Origin of the sequence: Porphyromonas sp. COT-239 OH1446 (assembly GCF_000768875.1) — a bacterium.
Lineage (GTDB): Bacteria > Bacteroidota > Bacteroidia > Bacteroidales > Porphyromonadaceae > Porphyromonas.
Map to the genome: position 1 here is coordinate 210,786 of NZ_JRAO01000010.1, position 17,564 is coordinate 228,349.

Genomic DNA, 17,564 nt, shown 5'->3' on the forward strand with positions numbered 1-17,564 from the left:
GGGTTTATGTTGAGGAGGAGCTTGGACTGTAGCGATCCAAGATGTGAGCAAATAGTTGATGGATGGCCTGCGCCTCCTTGGCCTGCCGCCCCTCCTGGGTTACCTCCCTCAGGGCCGAGACGATGGCTGTAGCGAAGGTGATACGCAGATGGGTATCGTACTGAGTAATAAGCTCCAGCTCATGAGCTGAGAGCTGACTGGGGAGCTTGCTGAGCTCCTGCTCGAGCACCGCATCTGAGGCCTGCTGGATGATACGAATCACTTCTCGCATCTCCGAGGCATCGCACCAACGGGCGAATTCCCGCACCATCTCCTCGATCTGAACCTCCACGCCCTTGAGGTCGAACCGCCCCTCTTCGCAAGCCCCACGACCGAGGTCATCGATCGTATAGAGATGAATACGAGGGTCATGACCTAGATCCTGGGCTACGTTGCGAGGCACTCCGAGGTCGAAGAAGCTCCACTGCTGCTCGAGGCCACTGAGTAGCTCCTCGGTAACCACTGCGGACGAAGCCGAGGTCGCAACAAAGACGACCGAGGCCGCCTGAAGCGCAGGGCGTAGATCGTCGCCGCTCCAAATACGAAGGCTTCGACCCTCGGCGAAGCGTTCGGCCCGCTCACCCGTACGATTGTAGAGGTGTACCTCGGGAGTACCTAGCTCTTGCAGACGATCATAGATAGTCTCGGCCATCTGTCCTGCGCCAATGATGAGCACAGGGCTAGAGGCGAGCCCCCCGAGACGCTCAGAGACAAAGTCCACCGCAGCCGAGCCTGCCGAGATTGGTGTGGCTGAGATGAGATGATGAGTACGGATATGCTTGGCTGCCTCAAATGCCTTGTGAAAGAGGCGCGAGAGCAACGGTGTACTCTGCCCCTCATCTATCGCCATGCGGAAGGCCGCTTTGAGCTGTCCCAAGATCTGCGTCTCCCCAACGACCATCGACTCGAGGCCCGAGGCTAGGCGAAAGAGGTGTCTCGTTGCCTCGCTCCCCGTATGGTGAACGAAGGCTTGCTTGAGGGCATCGCCCTCATCATACTGAGCCGTGAGAGTATCGATGATCCTCGCTCCCTGCGAAGGGCAGGCAGAGGCTGTTTCGTAATAAATCTCGGTTCGGTTGCAGGTCGAGAGGATGATCGCCCCTACAATAAGATCCTGAGTGCGCCATTGCTCGACCAAGGCCTTGGCTTGAGAGGCATCTAGGGCGAATAGCTCTCTCTCCTCGAGGCTCGCCGTATGGTGGCTAATACCTATGATCCCAATCATTATAAGTAGTTCTCGTTTTTGTTTTGCCTGCAAAGATAAACATTCACCCTCGTGTGCTCCTCCTCGGGAGCATGGGAGTGTATGGTTCGACTTCGGAGGCTCGTCCGAAGAGGCCTTATGAGGCATCCAAGTGGAGGTCTATCGAGAGCTCGAGTGAGTGCCTAGACGACTCCTCGATAGAGAGCCTATCTAGACTTCTACAACGATCCTATTAGGATCTCGATGGCGATCCTATCTGAGTCTCGATGGTGATCCTAATAGGATCTCAAGCGAGGCCCTATCGAGACTTCTAGAGAGACCTCGAGAGAAACACACAAAGAACTAACATACAAATTAATACACATCTCCCTGGGAGTCCATACTGCATTCTCATCGACAGGGATGGGGCCGAGAGGGCGAGCTTTGCCCATCACGCAGCTTTTCACTACCTTTGTAGTTACAATCAAGATGTACATCAATGAACGAAGAACTAAACGACAAAATGCAAGGGCAGGATTACTCGGCTAGTAGCATCCAAGTGCTAGAGGGCCTCGAGGCAGTCCGCAAACGCCCAGCCATGTATATCGGAGACATAGGAGAGAAGGGTCTCCACCACCTGGTCTACGAGGTCGTAGACAACTCTATCGACGAAGCTCTCGCAGGCTATTGCGACGACATCCGCGTAACCATCCACCCAGACAACTCCATCGAGGTACAGGACAATGGTCGAGGCATCCCTGTAGACATTCACGAGAAGGAGGGCAAGAGTGCCCTCGAGGTTGTGCTAACAGTCCTGCATGCAGGGGGTAAGTTCGACAAGGGTTCGTACAAGGTATCGGGAGGACTGCACGGGGTTGGTGTATCATGTGTGAATGCACTCTCGACGCATCTCAAGGCGATCGTTCATCGTGAGGGAAAGATTTATGCGCAGGAGTTCTCTTGTGGCGTGCCCACCACAGAACTGAGAGTGCTGGGAGAGACGGATCGTACTGGGACAACGATCATCTTCACCCCCGACAGCTCCATCTTCATCGCTAGGGAGTATCAGTTCAAGATCCTCTCCGATAGATTGCGCGAACTAGCCTTCCTCAATGCAGGTATCAAGCTAACGCTTACGGATCTGCGCACACCTCTTGAGGATGGGAGCTTCCGCAGTGAAACCTACCATTCGGCCGATGGACTCAAGGAATTCGTTCTCTACATTGACCGCATGAAGGAGGCCCTCGTGCAGGACATCATCCACATCTCCTGCGAAGAGCAGGGCATCCCCGTGGAGGTGGCCATGACCTACAATACTTCCTACCAAGAGAACGTATACAGCTACGTCAATAATATCAACACCATCGAGGGGGGGACACACCTGGCGGGCTTCCGTCGTGGACTTACTCGCACGCTCAAAAAGTATGCGACCGACTCTAAGCTCCTGGATAAGGTCAAGGTTGAAATCACAGGCGATGACTTCCGCGAGGGACTGACCGCTGTGGTGAGCATCAAGGTCGCAGAGCCACAGTTCGAGGGACAAACGAAAACTAAGCTCGGTAACAACGAGGTCAGCGGTGCCGTAGAGATCGCTGTCGGCAAAGCACTTGAGCAGTACCTCGAGGAGCACCCCAAGGAGGCAAAGATCATCGTAGACAAAGTCATCCTTGCGGCAACGGCTCGACAAGCTGCACGCAAGGCCCGTGAAATGGTACAGCGTAAGTCGCCCCTCTCTGGCGGTGGACTGCCCGGTAAGCTCGCTGACTGCTCGAGCAAAGATCCCGCACAGAGCGAGCTCTTCCTCGTCGAGGGAGACTCGGCCGGCGGTACAGCCAAACAGGGACGAGACCGAGAGTTTCAGGCTATCCTCCCCCTAAGAGGGAAGATCCTCAACGTGGAGAAGGCCATGCAACACAAAGTCCTCGAGAGCGAAGAGATACGCAACATCTACACCGCCCTCGGTGTAACCATCGGCACAGAGGAGGACAGCAAGGCACTGAACCTATCGAAGCTGCGCTACCACAAGGTCATCATCATGACCGATGCCGACGTAGATGGCAGCCATATTGCAACGCTGATCCTGACCTTCTTCTTCCGCAATATGCGCAGCCTCATCGAGAACGGCTATGTCTACATCGCCACTCCCCCGCTCTATCTGTGCCGTCGAGGCAAGGAGCAGGAGTACTGCTGGAACGAACAGCAACGCCTCGCCTTCATCTCCCGAGTAGCCTCTGGGGACGAGAGCAAGGTACATGTGCAGCGTTACAAGGGTCTTGGTGAGATGAACGAGGAGCAGCTCTGGGAAACCACAATGAATCCAGAGCATAGGACGCTGCGCAAGATCACGATCGAGAATGCAGCCGAGGCCGACTCTATCTTCTCCATGCTCATGGGCGACGATGTTGCCCCACGCAGAGAGTTCATCGAGGCCAATGCTACCTATGCTCGCATCGATGCCTAACAGCATGTGAGTATCACGATGCAATAGAAGTCATGATAAAGCAAGATCTTTCGCCAGCTCTACAGAGCCTGCATCAAGAGGTCAAGCACTATCTAGGGAGGGGACGCACGTCCTCTCCCTTTTTAGCAACTGCTCGGCCCGTCATCGGCATCACGGCCAACAGTACCGAGTATGGCTCGAGCCTTGCTCTCGCCTACTCGGAGGCAGTCATCCGCTCAGGTGGGACGCCCGTGATCCTTCCGATCACCTCCGACCTGGAGGCCCTGACACACCTGCTCCGAGGCGTCGATGCACTCATCCTCTCGGGTGGTTCAGACCTCTACCCCCTCTACCTCGACGAAGAGCCTCTGCGAGGCCTCGGAGAGGTGAAGCCCGAGCGAGACCGCTACGAGCTACTCCTCATCCGCTTGGCTGCCTCAATGTGCCTACCGATCCTGGGTATTTGTCGAGGGCATCAGCTCCTAGGGGTCGCCTATGGCTCTACGCTCTTCCAAGATCTTGTCAGCCAATATACCATAGAGCTGGCCATAGACCATAGCCCCAGCATCCCCAAGACCATGGCAGCGCACAAGGTAAGCCTATCGGGCCTGCCCAATCGCCTAGGCGAGCTACTCGGCATCGACACCCAAGAATGCGAGGAGCTCTATGTCAATAGTCTGCACCACCAAGCCCTGCGAGAGATCAAGCCCCCCTTCACCGAGCTGGCCATTGCCTCAGATGGTATCAACGAGGCTATAGATGCCTTCCCCGAGCTGGATATACTCGCTGTGCAGTGGCATCCCGAGCAGATGGTCTTGGGAGGGGATCAGACTCAGCTGCGCCTCTTCGAGCATATCGTCCGCCGAGGGGAGCTCTATCGCAGAGCGAGACGCTTCCACCGAGAGCATCTGACCCTAGACTCGCACACCGACACACCGATGTGCTTCACCCCTGAGTTTCGCCTAGGAGATTATGGCCCTACCCTCGTGGATCTGCCCAAGCTCGAGCTCGGACAGATTGATGCGACGGTAATGGTCGCCTACCTGCCCCAAGGAGAGGTGAACAACGAGGCACACCAGGAGGCCCGCCTCTATGCCGAAGGCAAGCTCCGCGAGCTGCATCACCAGGTCTCCCTCTACCCCGAGCGAGCACGCATTGCTCGCTCTGCCGAGGAGATCAGACAGGCTCAACGTGAAGGCCTCAAGGCGATCATACCAGCCATCGAAAACGGCTATGCCATAGGCGAAGACCTGAGCCTACTGCAATACTACCGAGAACAATATGGCATCGTCTACATCACCCTCTGCCACAATGGAGACAATGCCCTCTGCGACTCGGCCCGCAAGAGCCAGCGCACCCATGGGGGGCTGAGCGAGCTCGGTCGAGCCGCTGTGCGAGAGATGAATAGGCTCGGGATCATGATAGACCTCAGCCACGCCGCAGAGGAGACCGTTGCTGACGTCCTCGAGATCACCACACAGCCAGTCATAGCGAGCCACTCCTCGGCCCGCAGTCTCTGCGACCATCCACGCAACCTGACCGATGAGCAGATCCGAGCGATTGCCCGCACGGGCGGGGTGGTGCAGATCTGCCTCTATGCAGGCTTCATCCATCCAGAGGAGGCCGAGGCGAGCTATCTACACGCTGTCGATCATATCGAGCACGTGATCCGCATCGCAGGGATTGAACATGTGGGTATTGGTTCGGACTTCGATGGAGATGGGGAGCTGGTGGGCTGTCGCTCGAGCGAAGACTTGATCCGCATCACCATGGAGCTGCTCGACAGGGGATATGACGAGGAGGAGCTCTCGCTCATCTGGGGTGAGAACCTCATGCGTGTCCTGGAGCAATGCCAGGCTGGACACTAGTGGTTGCTCAGTAGTAAAAAGAAGGGTTGCGCCCCCGATCGAAGTCTTGATAAAACTTCGATCGGGGGCGCAACCCTTATGAGTAGTGAATAATGCTTCGGTATAGGGCGAAGAGCTTAGCCAGCAATGGCCTCCACCCCAATCTTCACATCGGCAATCACATGAATCAAGCTATTGGTGATGAACTTCACAGCGATAGCCAGCAGGATGACCCCGAAAAACTTACGCAGGATGTAGGCCCCATTCTTGCCTAAGAGCCGCTCGATAGGATCTACGAAGCGTAGCCCAAGGTAAACGGCGAACATATTGAGGACAACACTGATGCTCAGATTGATATAGGCTAACCCCTGGCTGCGAAGAGTAAGTAGGGTCGTAAAGGCTGCTGCCCCAGCGAAGAGAGGGAAGACGAGAGGGATAAAAGTCGCATTGGCCGTAGGCCCATCCTCCTGGAAGATCTGCAGCCCAAAGACCATCTCAGCGGCCATCACCAAGAGGATGATCCCCCCGGCTACCCCAAACGAATGGATATCGATGCTCAGAGCTGAGAGCAAGGACTGCCCAACGAAGAGGAAGATCAAGAGGATGATCGTGGAATAAACGGCAACCTGAGTGGGATCATACTTCTGTCCTCGATCCTTGAGTGAAAGCACAATGGGTATAGCACCTAGAATATCAATAGTAACAAAGAGAGGGGCAAAAGAACCAATGATCTCTTCGAAGCTGAAGAGAGACAACTCATGACCTATGTCTAGTGCCATAACAGAAGGGATTTAGATTACAGTGGAGCGGTAGGCGAGACTCGAACTCGTGACCCTCGGCTTGGGAAGCCGATGCTCTACCAACTGAGCTACTACCGCAAGAGGTGCTATCGAAATGCTCTGCAAAGGTAAATAACTAACCAATACTATGCAAGCCTTTGCCCCACCAATCTTGTTCATTCGGGTGAAACATCCCCGAAAGTCTCTGAATAACGAACTTCTCAAATTGATCTAAATAAGAGCGTAGCAGAGGCTCAGATAGGAGAGCGATGGAGATCTAAATAGGATCGCAGCAGAGGCTCAGATAGGAGCTCGATGGAGGTCCAAATAGGATCGCAACAGAGACTCAAATAGAGCTTCAATAGAGAGTTAAGCAGGAGCACAAGAGAGGTATAACTAGAAACTCACGAGAGGGGCTGAGAGACCGAGAGGCCATCTCCACAACCCTGACCCCATACAGATCTTACCCCAAAGTGAGGGCAAGCTATACGGAAAGACTTATCTTTGTGCATTATGAGCATCACCGAAGCAGACAATACAGAATTGCAGGATAAGCTCTCGCACATCGCCCCAGAGAACATCCACCAATTGCCCGAGTATGTGCCCATACAGCTACAGAAGCAGTACATCGAGCAGGCACGGTCTGTACGCAGACAACGCCTACAGGGCTCGCTGGCTCTCGATGATGAGGAGATTATCAGCCAGGCTCGAGAGCTCTTCGCCCAAGAGACGATGGAGGTCTCGGAGCTACGCAAACAGCTCGTACTCCTCGCTTCGACAGCCTCCATCGAAGCTCTGCGCCTGGTACAGGAGCTGTTACCTCGGCTCAAAGCAGTCAATCGTAGCTGGGCTCTCATGGCCGAGCTCGACCTCAAAATGAGCGTCGTGGGATCGCTCGTTGATGCAGATCAGGTGATGCTAGCCAGCGGCTTGGGCGGCAGAGGCCACCTCATTCGCCTGCATGGCTTCGTAACCTACCGCCCAGGGATCACAATAGAGCCCTACCAAGAGCGCATCCTCGTCGATGAGCTCCTCTACCAGGTGGGGCGAGTAGGGGGCGAGGTCGAGTCGTACGAGTTTGCGCCCAGCTTCATGCTCTTCGGCATCCTCCTGCCTGTAGACTCCGATATGGAACGTCTGCTCGGGGCTTACATCGCCTCTTGCAATGAGATGGGCGGATTTCTCAGCCGACGTAGCTTCATCACCAACACACACCCGCTCACGCTCGGCCGTGTAACTCGGCTCCTCGAGCTGGCACAGCAAGAGCTATCGCCCGAGCCTCAATAGTCATCGCATTCCTAACACCTCTATATTCCCTACAACGATTATGGGCATCATCCGAAGTATCCTAGACACAGACCTCTACAAGTTTACCACGAGCTACGCCTACTCGAAGCTCTATCCTCGTGCCTGTGGGCGATTTCAGTTCATCGACAGAGACCACACCATCTACCCCAAGGGCTTTGCCGAGCTGGTCAAGTCCGAGATCCAGGCCATGGCTTCGCTCAGTCTGAGCCGTGAGGAGGCACAGTTCCTCGCCCATGGGCTTCCCTACCTACCCCCTACCTACATAGACTTCGTCCGAGGCTATCGCTTCGACCCACAGGAGGTACAAGTCTCCCAAGACGAGGAGGGACACCTCTCGATATGGGCCGAGGGATTGCTCTACCGCATTACTCTCTGGGAGACCCCTATCCTAGCCTTGGTGAGCGAGCTATATTACCAGGCCACTGGCGCAGAGCCCGATATGCAGTATGCCGAGCAGCGCATTATCGAGAAGGCACGCATGCTCCGAGAGCACAACATTACCTTCTCCATGTTTGGGATGCGTCGCCGCTTCAGCTTCGACGTGGAGCTACGCATGACGGAGCTGCTCAAGGAGCATGCAGGCGAGAGTCTCTATGGCACAAGCAACGTATATATTGCCTACCTCCTGGGTCTTAGGGTTACAGGGACACACCCTCATGAGTGGATACAATTTCATGGAGCTATGTTCGGCTACAAGATGGCCAACTACATGGCCATGGAGGACTGGATCAACGTCTACGACGGCGACCTCGGCACAGTACTCACCGATACCTATACGACTGATGTCTTCATGAGCAATTTCAGCAAGAAACACGCTATGCTCTACACCAGCCTGCGTCATGATAGTGGAGACCCCTTCGTCTTCACCGAGAAGGCTATTGCCCGATACAAAGAGCTGCGTGTAGACCCGACGATCAAGTACATCATCTTCTCCGACAGCCTCAACCCCGAACGTGCGATCGAGATTGCGGACTACTGTCGAGGACGCATTGGGGCGAGCTTCGGCATAGGGACGAACCTCTCCAACGATGTGGGCAATGGAGTCAAGCCTCGCAATATCGTCATGAAACTCTACAGTTGCAAGATGACCGAACGCGAACGCTGGCACAACTGCATCAAGCTTAGCGATGTCGAGGGTAAGCATACTGGAGATCCACAAGAGATCGAGCTTGCACAGCGCACCCTAGGGCTCGACCTTTTCCCCTAGCTATGAAGCAGGTTTGCCTCTACTTCGGCTCATTCAACCCCATCCATCGAGGGCACTTGGCCTTGGCCCGGCATGTCCTCTCGGAGGGCTATGCCGACGAGCTGTGGTTCGTCCTCAGCCCATCGAGCCCACATAAGCAGGGGCGTACCCAGCTCCTCGCCCATCGGCGTGCTCACTACATCCAGGAGGCTATAGAGGGCGAGCCAAGGCTATGCCTCTGCCGCATCGAGGAGGATCTCCCTCGCCCCAACTACACCGTCCGCACCCTACGAGCCATCGAGCTCCTACACCCCGAGACGAGGCTTAGCCTGCTGATCGGGGCGGACAACCTCATGGGCCTCGCCTCGTGGCATGATTACCAACGGCTACTCGAGGGCTATCGGCTGCTGGCCTACCCACGGGCGGGCTATAGCAGGGAGCAGCTAGAGGGGCAGATCCGCCACCTAAGCCAGGAGAGGCCAGGAGAGGATGGCGAGATCATACTGCTCGATGCCCCTCTACTCGAGTACTCCTCGACAGCTATTCGCCGAGCGGCCCTCGAAGGCAAAGACCTCAGAGAGAGCCTCCCTCACCCCGAGCGATGGGACGAGCTCAGCCTCGAGATCCGCTCGCTCTCCTCCACCCACTAACCCCACACCAACCCCAAAGAGAGCAATGAGCTACATCCACCTCATCACAGGAGGCGAACGCTCGGGCAAGAGCACCTTCGCCGAAGAGACTGCTCTATCCCTATCTCCCCGTCCTCTATATGTGGCCACGGCCCGCATCTGGGACGACGAATTCGCCCGCCGTGTAGAGCGACACCAGGAGCGTCGCACCGAGCACTGGGATAACCTCGAGGAGGAGACCCAGCTCTCCCGACACGACTTCACGGGCCGTGTCGTCCTCATAGACTGCGTAACCCTCTGGGCAACAAACTTCTTCTTCGACCTCGAGAGCGATGTCGAGCATGCCCTCGAGGCCCTCAAGGAGGAGTTTGACCGTCTAGTGCAGCAGGATGCCCACTTCATCTTCGTAACCAACGAGATCGGTATGGGAGGGGTATCTGAACACAAACTTCAGAGGCAGTTTACTGAGCTGCAAGGCTGGATCAACCAATACATCGCACAGAGAGCAGACCGCCTCAGCCTCATGGTCTGCGGCATCCCCATGGAGGTCAAATAAAGACAAAATGACCAATTGACAATGAGACACTTCTACATCTCTCCACTAGATGAACGCTACAGAGCTCCCCTGCTCGAGAAGATCAATAACCTCACCAAACCTAAGGGGGCTCTCGGACGGCTCGAGGAGATCGCCCTACAGGTGGGTATGATCCAGCGCAGTCTTACGCCCGAGCTACACAAACCCTACAACATCATCTTCTGCGCAGACCACGGCATTGTCAATGAGGGGATTAGTCAAAGTCCGAAGGAGGTTACTTGGCAGGTCGTCTACAACATTCTCTCGGGTGGTGCCGGGGTCTGCTACCTCAGCAGACAGCATGGGGTCGAGACCCTACTGGTCGATGTCGGCGTAGACTATGAGTTCGGCTCGATCGAGGGGCTCATAGATCGCAAGATCATGTACGGCACAGAGAGTTACCTCGAGGGCTATGCCATGACAGAGAGCCAATTCGATCGGGCGATAGAGGTCGGGGTAGAGATGGTGGAGCGAGCCCAGCAGGAGGGGGCTAACATCGTTAGCTTCGGTGAGATGGGCATCACCAATACCGCTGCCTCGGCCCTGTGGATGAGCATCCTAACGGGTATGGATCTGAGAGACTGCGTTGGCCGTGGCAGTGGCCTCAACGATGCAGGCCTAGAGCATAAGTACCAGATCCTCAAGCGAGCCCTCGAGGGCTATCAGGGCTCTTCAGAGACCATCGATCACATCCGCTACTTCGGTGGTCTAGAGATGGTTGCAGCCCTGGGGGGAATGCTTCGGGCGGCGGAGCTGCGGATGACAATCCTCGTCGATGGCTTCATCATGACTGCCTGCCTCCTGGCAGCTCGAGCCCTCTACCCCCTCGTGGGACAATACGCTATCTTCGGGCATCAGGGGGATGAGGCAGGTCATGCTCGCCTACTGAACTATCTCGGGGCTAAGCCCCTACTACACCTCGGGATGCGCCTGGGCGAGGGGAGTGGAGCGGTGTGTGCCCTGCCTATAGTCCACTCTAGCGTGCGTATGCTCTCAGAGATGGCCTCCTTCGCAGGGGCAGGGGTAACGAAGTACTTTGACCAAGACACAGACGAGACCCATGAGTAAGTCAGCCTCAGCCCTCGATCAAGCCCTCGCCGCCGTCTCGATGTACACTCGCCTGCCTGCCTGGCGGCTCAGAGAGCTACCTCGCGAGGCCTACAGTCAAGCCATCAACTGGTGGCCCGTGGTGGGCTTCATCGTCGCAGGAGCTATGAGCCTTATGCTGCTCGGCAGCTATCTACTCACAGGCTCGTGGGTGGTGGCCTTCGTCCTGGCACTCATCGCTAGGCTGTTGCTCACGGGGGGCTTCCACGAGGATGGTCTAGCAGACTTCTTCGACGGATTTGGTGGGGGGAGAGAGCGAGAGCGCATCCTTATGATCATGAAAGACAGCCACATCGGGAGCTATGGGGTACTGAGCCTCATCCTCTACTTCATCCTCCTAGTCTTAGCGATGCAGAGCATACCCGATGCCCATCATCCGCTACTGCTGATCTACGCTGGGGTATATGGGCGCATCCTCTCAATGCAACAGATTAGACTACTGCCCTATGCCCGAGAGGAGGAGCAGAGCAAGACCGGGGTCGTCTACACGCCCACGAACCCTTGGCCTAGCATCCTCTCTCTAGTGATCATCTTTGCTCTGCTAGCACACTTCATCTCCGAGGGGGGCGAAGGGATGGTGTATCGCACGAGGGGTGTTATACTCTCGCTCCTACTGCCTATAGCCCTAGTACGAGGGCTGATCGCCTACATACGCAAGCGTATCGGAGGCTATACGGGCGACTGCTGTGGGGCTGTCTATCTCATGGCCGAGCTCGTAATCATCCTCAGCTTCCGAGCCTCTTATCCCCTACCGATCGACTAGAGTATGGCCAGGCTCATCCTTATTCGCCACACCTCGGTAGCGATCCCTCGAGGGGTTTGCTACGGGCAGAGCGATGTTCCTCTGGCTGACAGCTTCGCCGAGGAGGCCCTCTGTGTCAGGCAAGAGCTCGAGAGCCTAGGGCTTACACCCGAGGGGATGAGGGTCTATAGCTCGCCGATGTCTCGGTGCATACGGCTCGCCGAGTTTTGTGGCTACGGCGATCATATCCAGCGAGATAACCGTCTGATGGAGCTCAACTTCGGCCAATGGGAGCTGCAAGCCTTCGACGCTATCGAGGATCCCAGGCTAGAGGAGTGGTATCGGGACTATATCTACACAGCCCCCACTGGGGGGGAGTCCTTCGCCGAACAATATGAGCGTGTGGCTAGCTTCCTAGAGGAGAAGAGGACGGAGGCCCTCAGTACTGGAGGGAATATCCTGGCCTTTACCCACTCGGGAGTACTTCGCTCGGCTGCGGTATGGCAGGGGAGGTATTCGCTCGAGCAAGCCTTCGACTACGCCTGCTCCTATGGTCAGATCGAGGTCATTCCCCTCTAGGTGCAGAAGCTAGAGGGCTGCTTTAGCACCAAAAAGCCACCAGGGAAGCATTAGGAGAGGTCGAAGGGCGTATTCGCCCCACAGGATAACACTCTCTAAACAAGAACACTATCTGCACGCCCCCTCACAGAAAAAGAAAAAACGAAGTCAAATACTTGCAAATTTGGAGAAAAGTAGTACCTTTGCAGCGGGTAAGTCCCATACGACCAGCTCCCTTTGACTCCCCCAGGGCTTGATCGCAGCAAGGGTATTAGGTCGTAGCGGTGCGATATGGATCGCTTGCCCACCTGCCTCTTTAGCTCAGTTGGCCAGAGCACGTGATTTGTAATCTCGGGGTCGTTGGTTCGAATCCGACAAGAGGCTCTACGGGTTACTTCCCTCTGGGAAGTAACCTTCTTCGTTTTACGACTGAACCTCCGAGAATGCTAGCTGGTTATTACTCATAAAGAAATTATCTAAAAACTCATTGTCATCATTATGAACAGAGAACACAAGCGTTGCCTGATCATCGGCTCAGGCCCAGCAGGCTACACGGCCGCTATCTACGCCTCTCGAGCAAACCTAGCTCCCCTACTCTACGAAGGCCTACAGCCAGGAGGGCAGCTAACGACCACGACAGAGGTGGAGAACTTCCCTGGTTATCCCGAGGGTATCACAGGCCCCGAGCTCATGGCTGATCTGCGCAAGCAAGCCGAGCGATTTGGCGCTGAGATACGTACAGGTATCGCAGTCAAGGCAGACCTCTCGAAGGCTCCCTACCTGGTTACCTTCGACGATGGACACGAGGTGGAGGCAGACACGATCATCATCTCCACGGGAGCTACTGCCAAGTACCTCGGTCTCGAGGACGAGCAGAAGTATGCAGGCATGGGGGTCTCGGCTTGTGCAACTTGCGATGGCTTCTTCTACCGCAACAAGGTCGTGGCCGTAGTGGGCGGTGGAGATACTGCCTGCGAAGAGGCTCTCTACCTCGCCTCACTCGCTAAGCATGTCTACATGATCGTCCGCAAAAACTACCTGCGTGCCTCTGAGATCATGCAGGAGCGTGTACGCAATGCGAAGAATATCACTATCCTCTTCGAACACAATACCCTAGGACTCTTTGGCGAGAATGGTGTAGAGGGTGCCCACCTGGTCAAGCGCAAGGGTGAGCCAGATGAGGAGCTTGTGGACATTGCTATCGATGGCTTCTTCCTGGCCATTGGGCACTCACCCAACTCCAGCCTCTTCTCCAAGTATCTAGAGTGCGACGAGGTGGGCTACATTATCACGAAGGGACATTCACCCTCCACCAACCTCCCTGGGGTATTCGCCGCCGGGGACGTAGCAGATCCACACTACCGCCAGGCTGTAACCGCCGCCGCCTCGGGCTGTAAGGCAGCTATCGAGGCTGAGCGTTACCTCGGTGCAAACAACCTCTAAAAGGCTCAAAGGGACTAGAACAATAAGGGAAAAGGTCTAGGAGATTATCATCCTAAACCTTTTCCCTTCAAAGCCTGTAAGAGTTTAATCCGCCCTTTCTTCGAATACACACTAGGGGGTGTGGCATAAAGCCACACCCCCTAGTGTGTTTATTACAATCTCAACTGAGATCTCTTAATGACGATGTACCTCTCGACGAGCCAACTCGATATCTACTCGACGAGCAACTGTACGCAGATCCTGAGTAGCATCAACACCTGCAGCAACAGTGATCAGCCTATGCTCCTCTATACCAGAAGCGATGAGGAACTCGCGCACGGCACGGCTACGCTGATCTGAGAGACGTTGGTTCAGAGCCTTGCTACCCTCTGGAGAGGCAAAGCCTGTCAATCGCATCACAAGGCTATGATCACGAGACATCATCAGAACCACATCGCCCAGACTCTTACGAGCTGCCGTAGAGAGACGAGAGCTACCCTGAGCAAAGAACACCTGACGCTTGAAGCCAATAGGCTTAAGGATGGTGTCCGTACGCATCTCTACAACCGTATTGATCTTAGGCTTAGTAAGCTCGTCCTTGAGAGCGAGGAGCTCATCGATCTTGCGCTGAAGCTCTCCGATACGAGGATCGGGCTTTTGCTCTGCAGGCTGCAGAGGCATCATGGGCACGACCTTGGCTACAGTGTCCTTCTTCTCCTTAGATCGGATGAGCACAGAAGCTCTAGGATCTTTAGCAAGATGCTGGGAAAGAAGCAGGTCGATAGCTCGCTCAAGACGTTCAAGACGCTCATCATCGTACCTAGAGGCTGCCGCCCCACCTCTCCTATTTGCGGCACAAACAGCACACTCAGCTGTAGTATGCGTATGCTGAACCTGGACAGGGTGCTGCATATCAACTGCGCCCAAGCCAAGAGCATTGAGCAACATCTGATACTTGAGTAGCCTCATATCCTCAGCGGTAAGGCCATCTTTACCACTACGCTGAACCTTCTGCTCCTTGGCAGCAGCCTCAGCAATAGCCCTTAGTCCGTCGATGAGCTCTTGCTCACTGATAACGATCAAGGAGTCGGGGCGTGCAACACTAGAGGCTTGGGCACTCGGAGTACCACAAAACGACCAGGCACACAGGCCGAGGATGCTAAATAATACTTTCGCTTTCATAATCTCTTAAAGGGATTAAGTGATTAGAAGTTGAACGTATAACCTACAGAGATCTGATTGTTCTTGAAGGCATTACGTATAGAGTAATCAACGCTCAGCTTACCGCCAAGAATGTCGGTAAAGTAAGTACCTACGATTACGTTAGTACCGAAGCGCACTGTGCTATTGATGTCCGTATAGCCAAGACCTACACCCACATAAGGCTTGAGGGGTAGTATTTTGCCAATACGGAAGCCATAGAGCACGTTAGCAGAGAGACCGAAGCCATCATTGGAACCAAGACCGATAAAAGTCTCTGGAGCAAAGGCAAAGTCCGAACGGCCAATCTGGAAGATAGGACGTAGGCCCAAATTCCAAGTAGTATGGTCTCCGAAGCTAGGACCAGTGAAGAGGGTAAGCCCTCTAAATCTTAGAACAGGCTCTCTAGCACTAGTTACAAGAACTACATCATCGCCAGATGGCGTACGCACCTCTTGGATTATAGGAGCTACAGGAGCATTAAGCACCTGACTCTGAAGAGTTACATCACGAAGATCACGATTAGAACGGTCGAGGCGGTCTACACGACGAACTAGCTCTTCCATACGCTCAAGTAGCTGTTCAGTCTTGCTGTCATCCTTTTTAACCGCTGGCATGACAATCTGCTGGGGAGCAAGATGCTGACGATACTTAGCCTGACTAAGAGCGTTGATCAGAAGGATCTTGTCAAGATCCGTCAGGCTGCTACCCATCACATTGGCATTGGTGATGGTCTGAGCGTTTGCACCCTTGACTTCGGATACCACACGACGTACAAGGCTCTCGAACTGAGAAGTAGTCAGAACAATATCCTTTGGATAAGCATACTCAGTTCTGATGATCTCTTCACTCTTGATCGACTTGATGTTGTCGAGGGCATTCTTCTCCTCAATGATACGAGATACCTTCTCTGCATCATGGTTTCTAGCAGCCTCTTCCAGCTCTCTATTCAGTTTAGCGATACGGCTTTCATATTCAGCACGCAGCTTGTTAATCTCACTCATATTGGCCTCACGAGCAGCACCACGGGCACTAGTAATGTAGTTGCGGTAGACATCTCTTGGGTTAGGAGAGGGAGATCCGAAGTGGAAGCGGATACCAGCCTGATACATCATGCTCAGATTTACCTGGCTAGGCTCAAGGATTCTCTTAATGTTAGGATTGTCCTGTCTATTGAGCATGGCATCTACAGCGACATAGGCAGCGACAGAGCGATGCAGAGGCATATCGATACCAGCACCAGCAGTAGCATAAAGGCCACTACGTCCGAGACGAGTACCGAACTTGTCGACATAGTTATCCTTATCTACAAGCATGTAACCAGCACCCATGCTGATGTAAGGGGTTACCCCCTGAGGGAAGTTAAGACGACCAATGAACTTACCTCCGAAGAGCTGCATATGATCAGAGGTCTTGAGCTTCCTCGTCCTTGGGCTCTGAGCCGCACGGTAATAGTAACCACGCACCCCGATCAGAGGATTGAGGTCTACACCCAAAGATCCTCCGACAAACCACTGATTGCGGAAGATAGACTTATCGTTGAAGTTGATATAGGCCACACCTGGCTCGAGAGAGAACTTCATGCCACGATAGCCTCCAGCAAAAGCATCTCGATAGGCACGAGAAACGGCATCCTTAGGATACTCGCTCGTACCGCCGAAGTAGAAGTCGAGGGAGGCCTGTGCGGCCCAGTTGTGAAGGCGACCATTCTTAGATGCCCCAGCGGCTAGGTAATGATTGTTTTTGTCTACGTTGAAGAAGATATTGCGTCCCTCCAACGTGAGAGCGATGCGACGTGCCAAGTTGATCTTAGCACCAGCACCGATAGATCCATAGAGCTGCTCCTCCTTATACTTGCCTGGAGCAACGGGGTAGTCATACTTGAAGTTCATCAGACCACCCCCAGCTGTCAAGTAAGGGGTTAAAGCTGTGCCATCCCATAGGTTCAGCTTAACCTCTCCCCCGAGGCGATCGATGTGGATCTTAGCATCCTCCAGCTTATCGGCTATACTCTGTAAAGCTCCCCAAGAAGAGCCCTTGAGCTTTCCCTTGAGGTTGTAGCTTCTCTCATAGAGAGCACGGAACTCAATGAGAGGACCTAGCCCGATGCCTGCACGCACACCATAATAGGGGGTATCACCCATATTAAGGTTGTTGTGCCACCAGGTGTACCCAAGCACAGGCGAAGCCGTAAAGCTCACGTCCTTGACCTGAGCATTAGCCTTAACGCCAAAGCTCAGCAGGATTGCAGCACAAAGTGCCAAAGTCTTTTTCTTGCCCATAAATTTCACTTTAATAGGTTTATAACTATTGTCATTGTAATCTTCATTACCTTGCAAAGGTAATACATTGTTATGAATTATCTTCGTTCTTTAAGAGGAAATATCGACCCATATCACAAAAAAAGTATCTCACGAACAAGATTTTTTATTTTCACCTACAACTACTCGAAAGCCACAGAAAGAGTCTCAAGAAGTCAAACACACTAGGATTAGGACAAGTAGAAGAAAATATGAGCTTAAGATAGGGCGATCAATAGGAAGCCATTAG

The 17,564-nt window shown here is 54.2% G+C and carries 14 protein-coding genes and 2 tRNA genes; 11 read left to right on the forward strand and 5 right to left on the reverse strand.

Annotation, left to right across the window (positions count from 1 at the left end; translation table 11 throughout):
• Window positions 1-4 precede the first annotated feature (4 nt).
• Window positions 5-1,264 carry a glutamyl-tRNA reductase gene (gene hemA / locus HQ37_RS02555; RefSeq protein ID WP_036879926.1) on the reverse strand — a complete coding sequence of 420 codons (1,260 nt, stop codon included), beginning with the start codon at window positions 1,262-1,264 and terminating at the stop codon, window positions 5-7.
• A 457-nt stretch (window positions 1,265-1,721) separates the two neighbouring features.
• On the opposite strand from hemA, the gene gyrB reads away from it, so the two are divergent.
• On the forward strand, window positions 1,722-3,683 hold the full coding sequence (gyrB, locus tag HQ37_RS02560) for a DNA topoisomerase (ATP-hydrolyzing) subunit B (RefSeq protein WP_036879928.1): 1,962 nt from the start codon (window positions 1,722-1,724) through the stop codon (window positions 3,681-3,683).
• A 32-nt stretch (window positions 3,684-3,715) separates the two neighbouring features.
• Complete coding sequence (locus tag HQ37_RS02565; protein WP_036879930.1) at window positions 3,716-5,530, forward strand: membrane dipeptidase; 1,815 nt, start codon at window positions 3,716-3,718, stop codon at window positions 5,528-5,530.
• A 116-nt stretch (window positions 5,531-5,646) separates the two neighbouring features.
• Here HQ37_RS02565 and HQ37_RS02570 read toward each other — a convergent pair whose 3' ends face one another.
• Entirely contained in the window at window positions 5,647-6,288 is a 642-nt protein-coding gene (locus HQ37_RS02570; protein WP_052080701.1) for a MarC family protein, read from the reverse strand.
• A gap of 23 nt (window positions 6,289-6,311) precedes the next feature.
• Window positions 6,312-6,387: transfer RNA gene (locus tag HQ37_RS02575), tRNA-Gly, on the reverse strand.
• 414 nt (window positions 6,388-6,801) lie between these two features.
• Between HQ37_RS02575 and HQ37_RS02580 the strand changes: the two genes are divergently transcribed.
• The 9 genes from HQ37_RS02580 to trxB all read left to right on the forward strand — a co-directional run bounded on the left by HQ37_RS02580 (window position 6,802) and on the right by trxB (window position 13,835).
• Window positions 6,802-7,575, forward strand: a complete 774-nt coding sequence (locus HQ37_RS02580; protein WP_036879934.1) for a hypothetical protein — start codon at window positions 6,802-6,804, stop codon at window positions 7,573-7,575.
• A 40-nt stretch (window positions 7,576-7,615) separates the two neighbouring features.
• On the forward strand, window positions 7,616-8,803 hold the full coding sequence (gene pncB, locus HQ37_RS02585) for a nicotinate phosphoribosyltransferase (protein ID WP_036879937.1): 1,188 nt from the start codon (window positions 7,616-7,618) through the stop codon (window positions 8,801-8,803).
• Between the two features lie 2 nt (window positions 8,804-8,805).
• Window positions 8,806-9,432: a nicotinate (nicotinamide) nucleotide adenylyltransferase gene (nadD, locus tag HQ37_RS02590; protein WP_036879940.1), complete on the forward strand. Its 627-nt coding sequence runs from the start codon at window positions 8,806-8,808 to the stop codon at window positions 9,430-9,432.
• A gap of 25 nt (window positions 9,433-9,457) precedes the next feature.
• Window positions 9,458-9,967, forward strand: coding sequence for a bifunctional adenosylcobinamide kinase/adenosylcobinamide-phosphate guanylyltransferase (cobU, locus tag HQ37_RS02595; protein ID WP_036879942.1), 510 nt, complete (start codon window positions 9,458-9,460; stop codon window positions 9,965-9,967).
• Window positions 9,968-9,988: 21 nt separating this feature from the next.
• A complete protein-coding gene (gene cobT, locus HQ37_RS02600; protein ID WP_036879946.1) occupies window positions 9,989-11,053 on the forward strand; it encodes a nicotinate-nucleotide--dimethylbenzimidazole phosphoribosyltransferase in 1,065 nt (354 codons plus the stop codon).
• A complete protein-coding gene (gene cobS, locus HQ37_RS02605) occupies window positions 11,022-11,855 on the forward strand; it encodes an adenosylcobinamide-GDP ribazoletransferase (RefSeq protein WP_152566770.1) in 834 nt (277 codons plus the stop codon). Before cobT ends, cobS begins: the two co-directional genes overlap by 32 nt.
• Window positions 11,856-11,858: 3 nt before the next feature.
• Window positions 11,859-12,413, forward strand: coding sequence for an alpha-ribazole phosphatase family protein (cobC, locus tag HQ37_RS02610; RefSeq protein WP_036879961.1), 555 nt, complete (start codon window positions 11,859-11,861; stop codon window positions 12,411-12,413).
• A 289-nt stretch (window positions 12,414-12,702) separates the two neighbouring features.
• Window positions 12,703-12,776, forward strand: a tRNA-Thr gene (locus HQ37_RS02615).
• A gap of 114 nt (window positions 12,777-12,890) precedes the next feature.
• Complete coding sequence (trxB, locus tag HQ37_RS02620; RefSeq protein ID WP_036879963.1) at window positions 12,891-13,835, forward strand: thioredoxin-disulfide reductase; 945 nt, start codon at window positions 12,891-12,893, stop codon at window positions 13,833-13,835.
• 174 nt (window positions 13,836-14,009) lie between these two features.
• Here trxB and HQ37_RS02625 read toward each other — a convergent pair whose 3' ends face one another.
• Window positions 14,010-14,996, reverse strand: a complete 987-nt coding sequence (locus HQ37_RS02625; RefSeq protein WP_081951731.1) for an OmpA family protein — start codon at window positions 14,994-14,996, stop codon at window positions 14,010-14,012.
• Between the two features lie 23 nt (window positions 14,997-15,019).
• The gene (locus HQ37_RS02630) at window positions 15,020-17,296 is read right to left on the reverse strand and encodes an outer membrane beta-barrel protein (protein WP_036879968.1); all 2,277 of its coding nucleotides are present in this window, start codon (window positions 17,294-17,296) and stop codon (window positions 15,020-15,022) included.
• Between the last annotated feature and the right edge of the window lie 268 nt (window positions 17,297-17,564).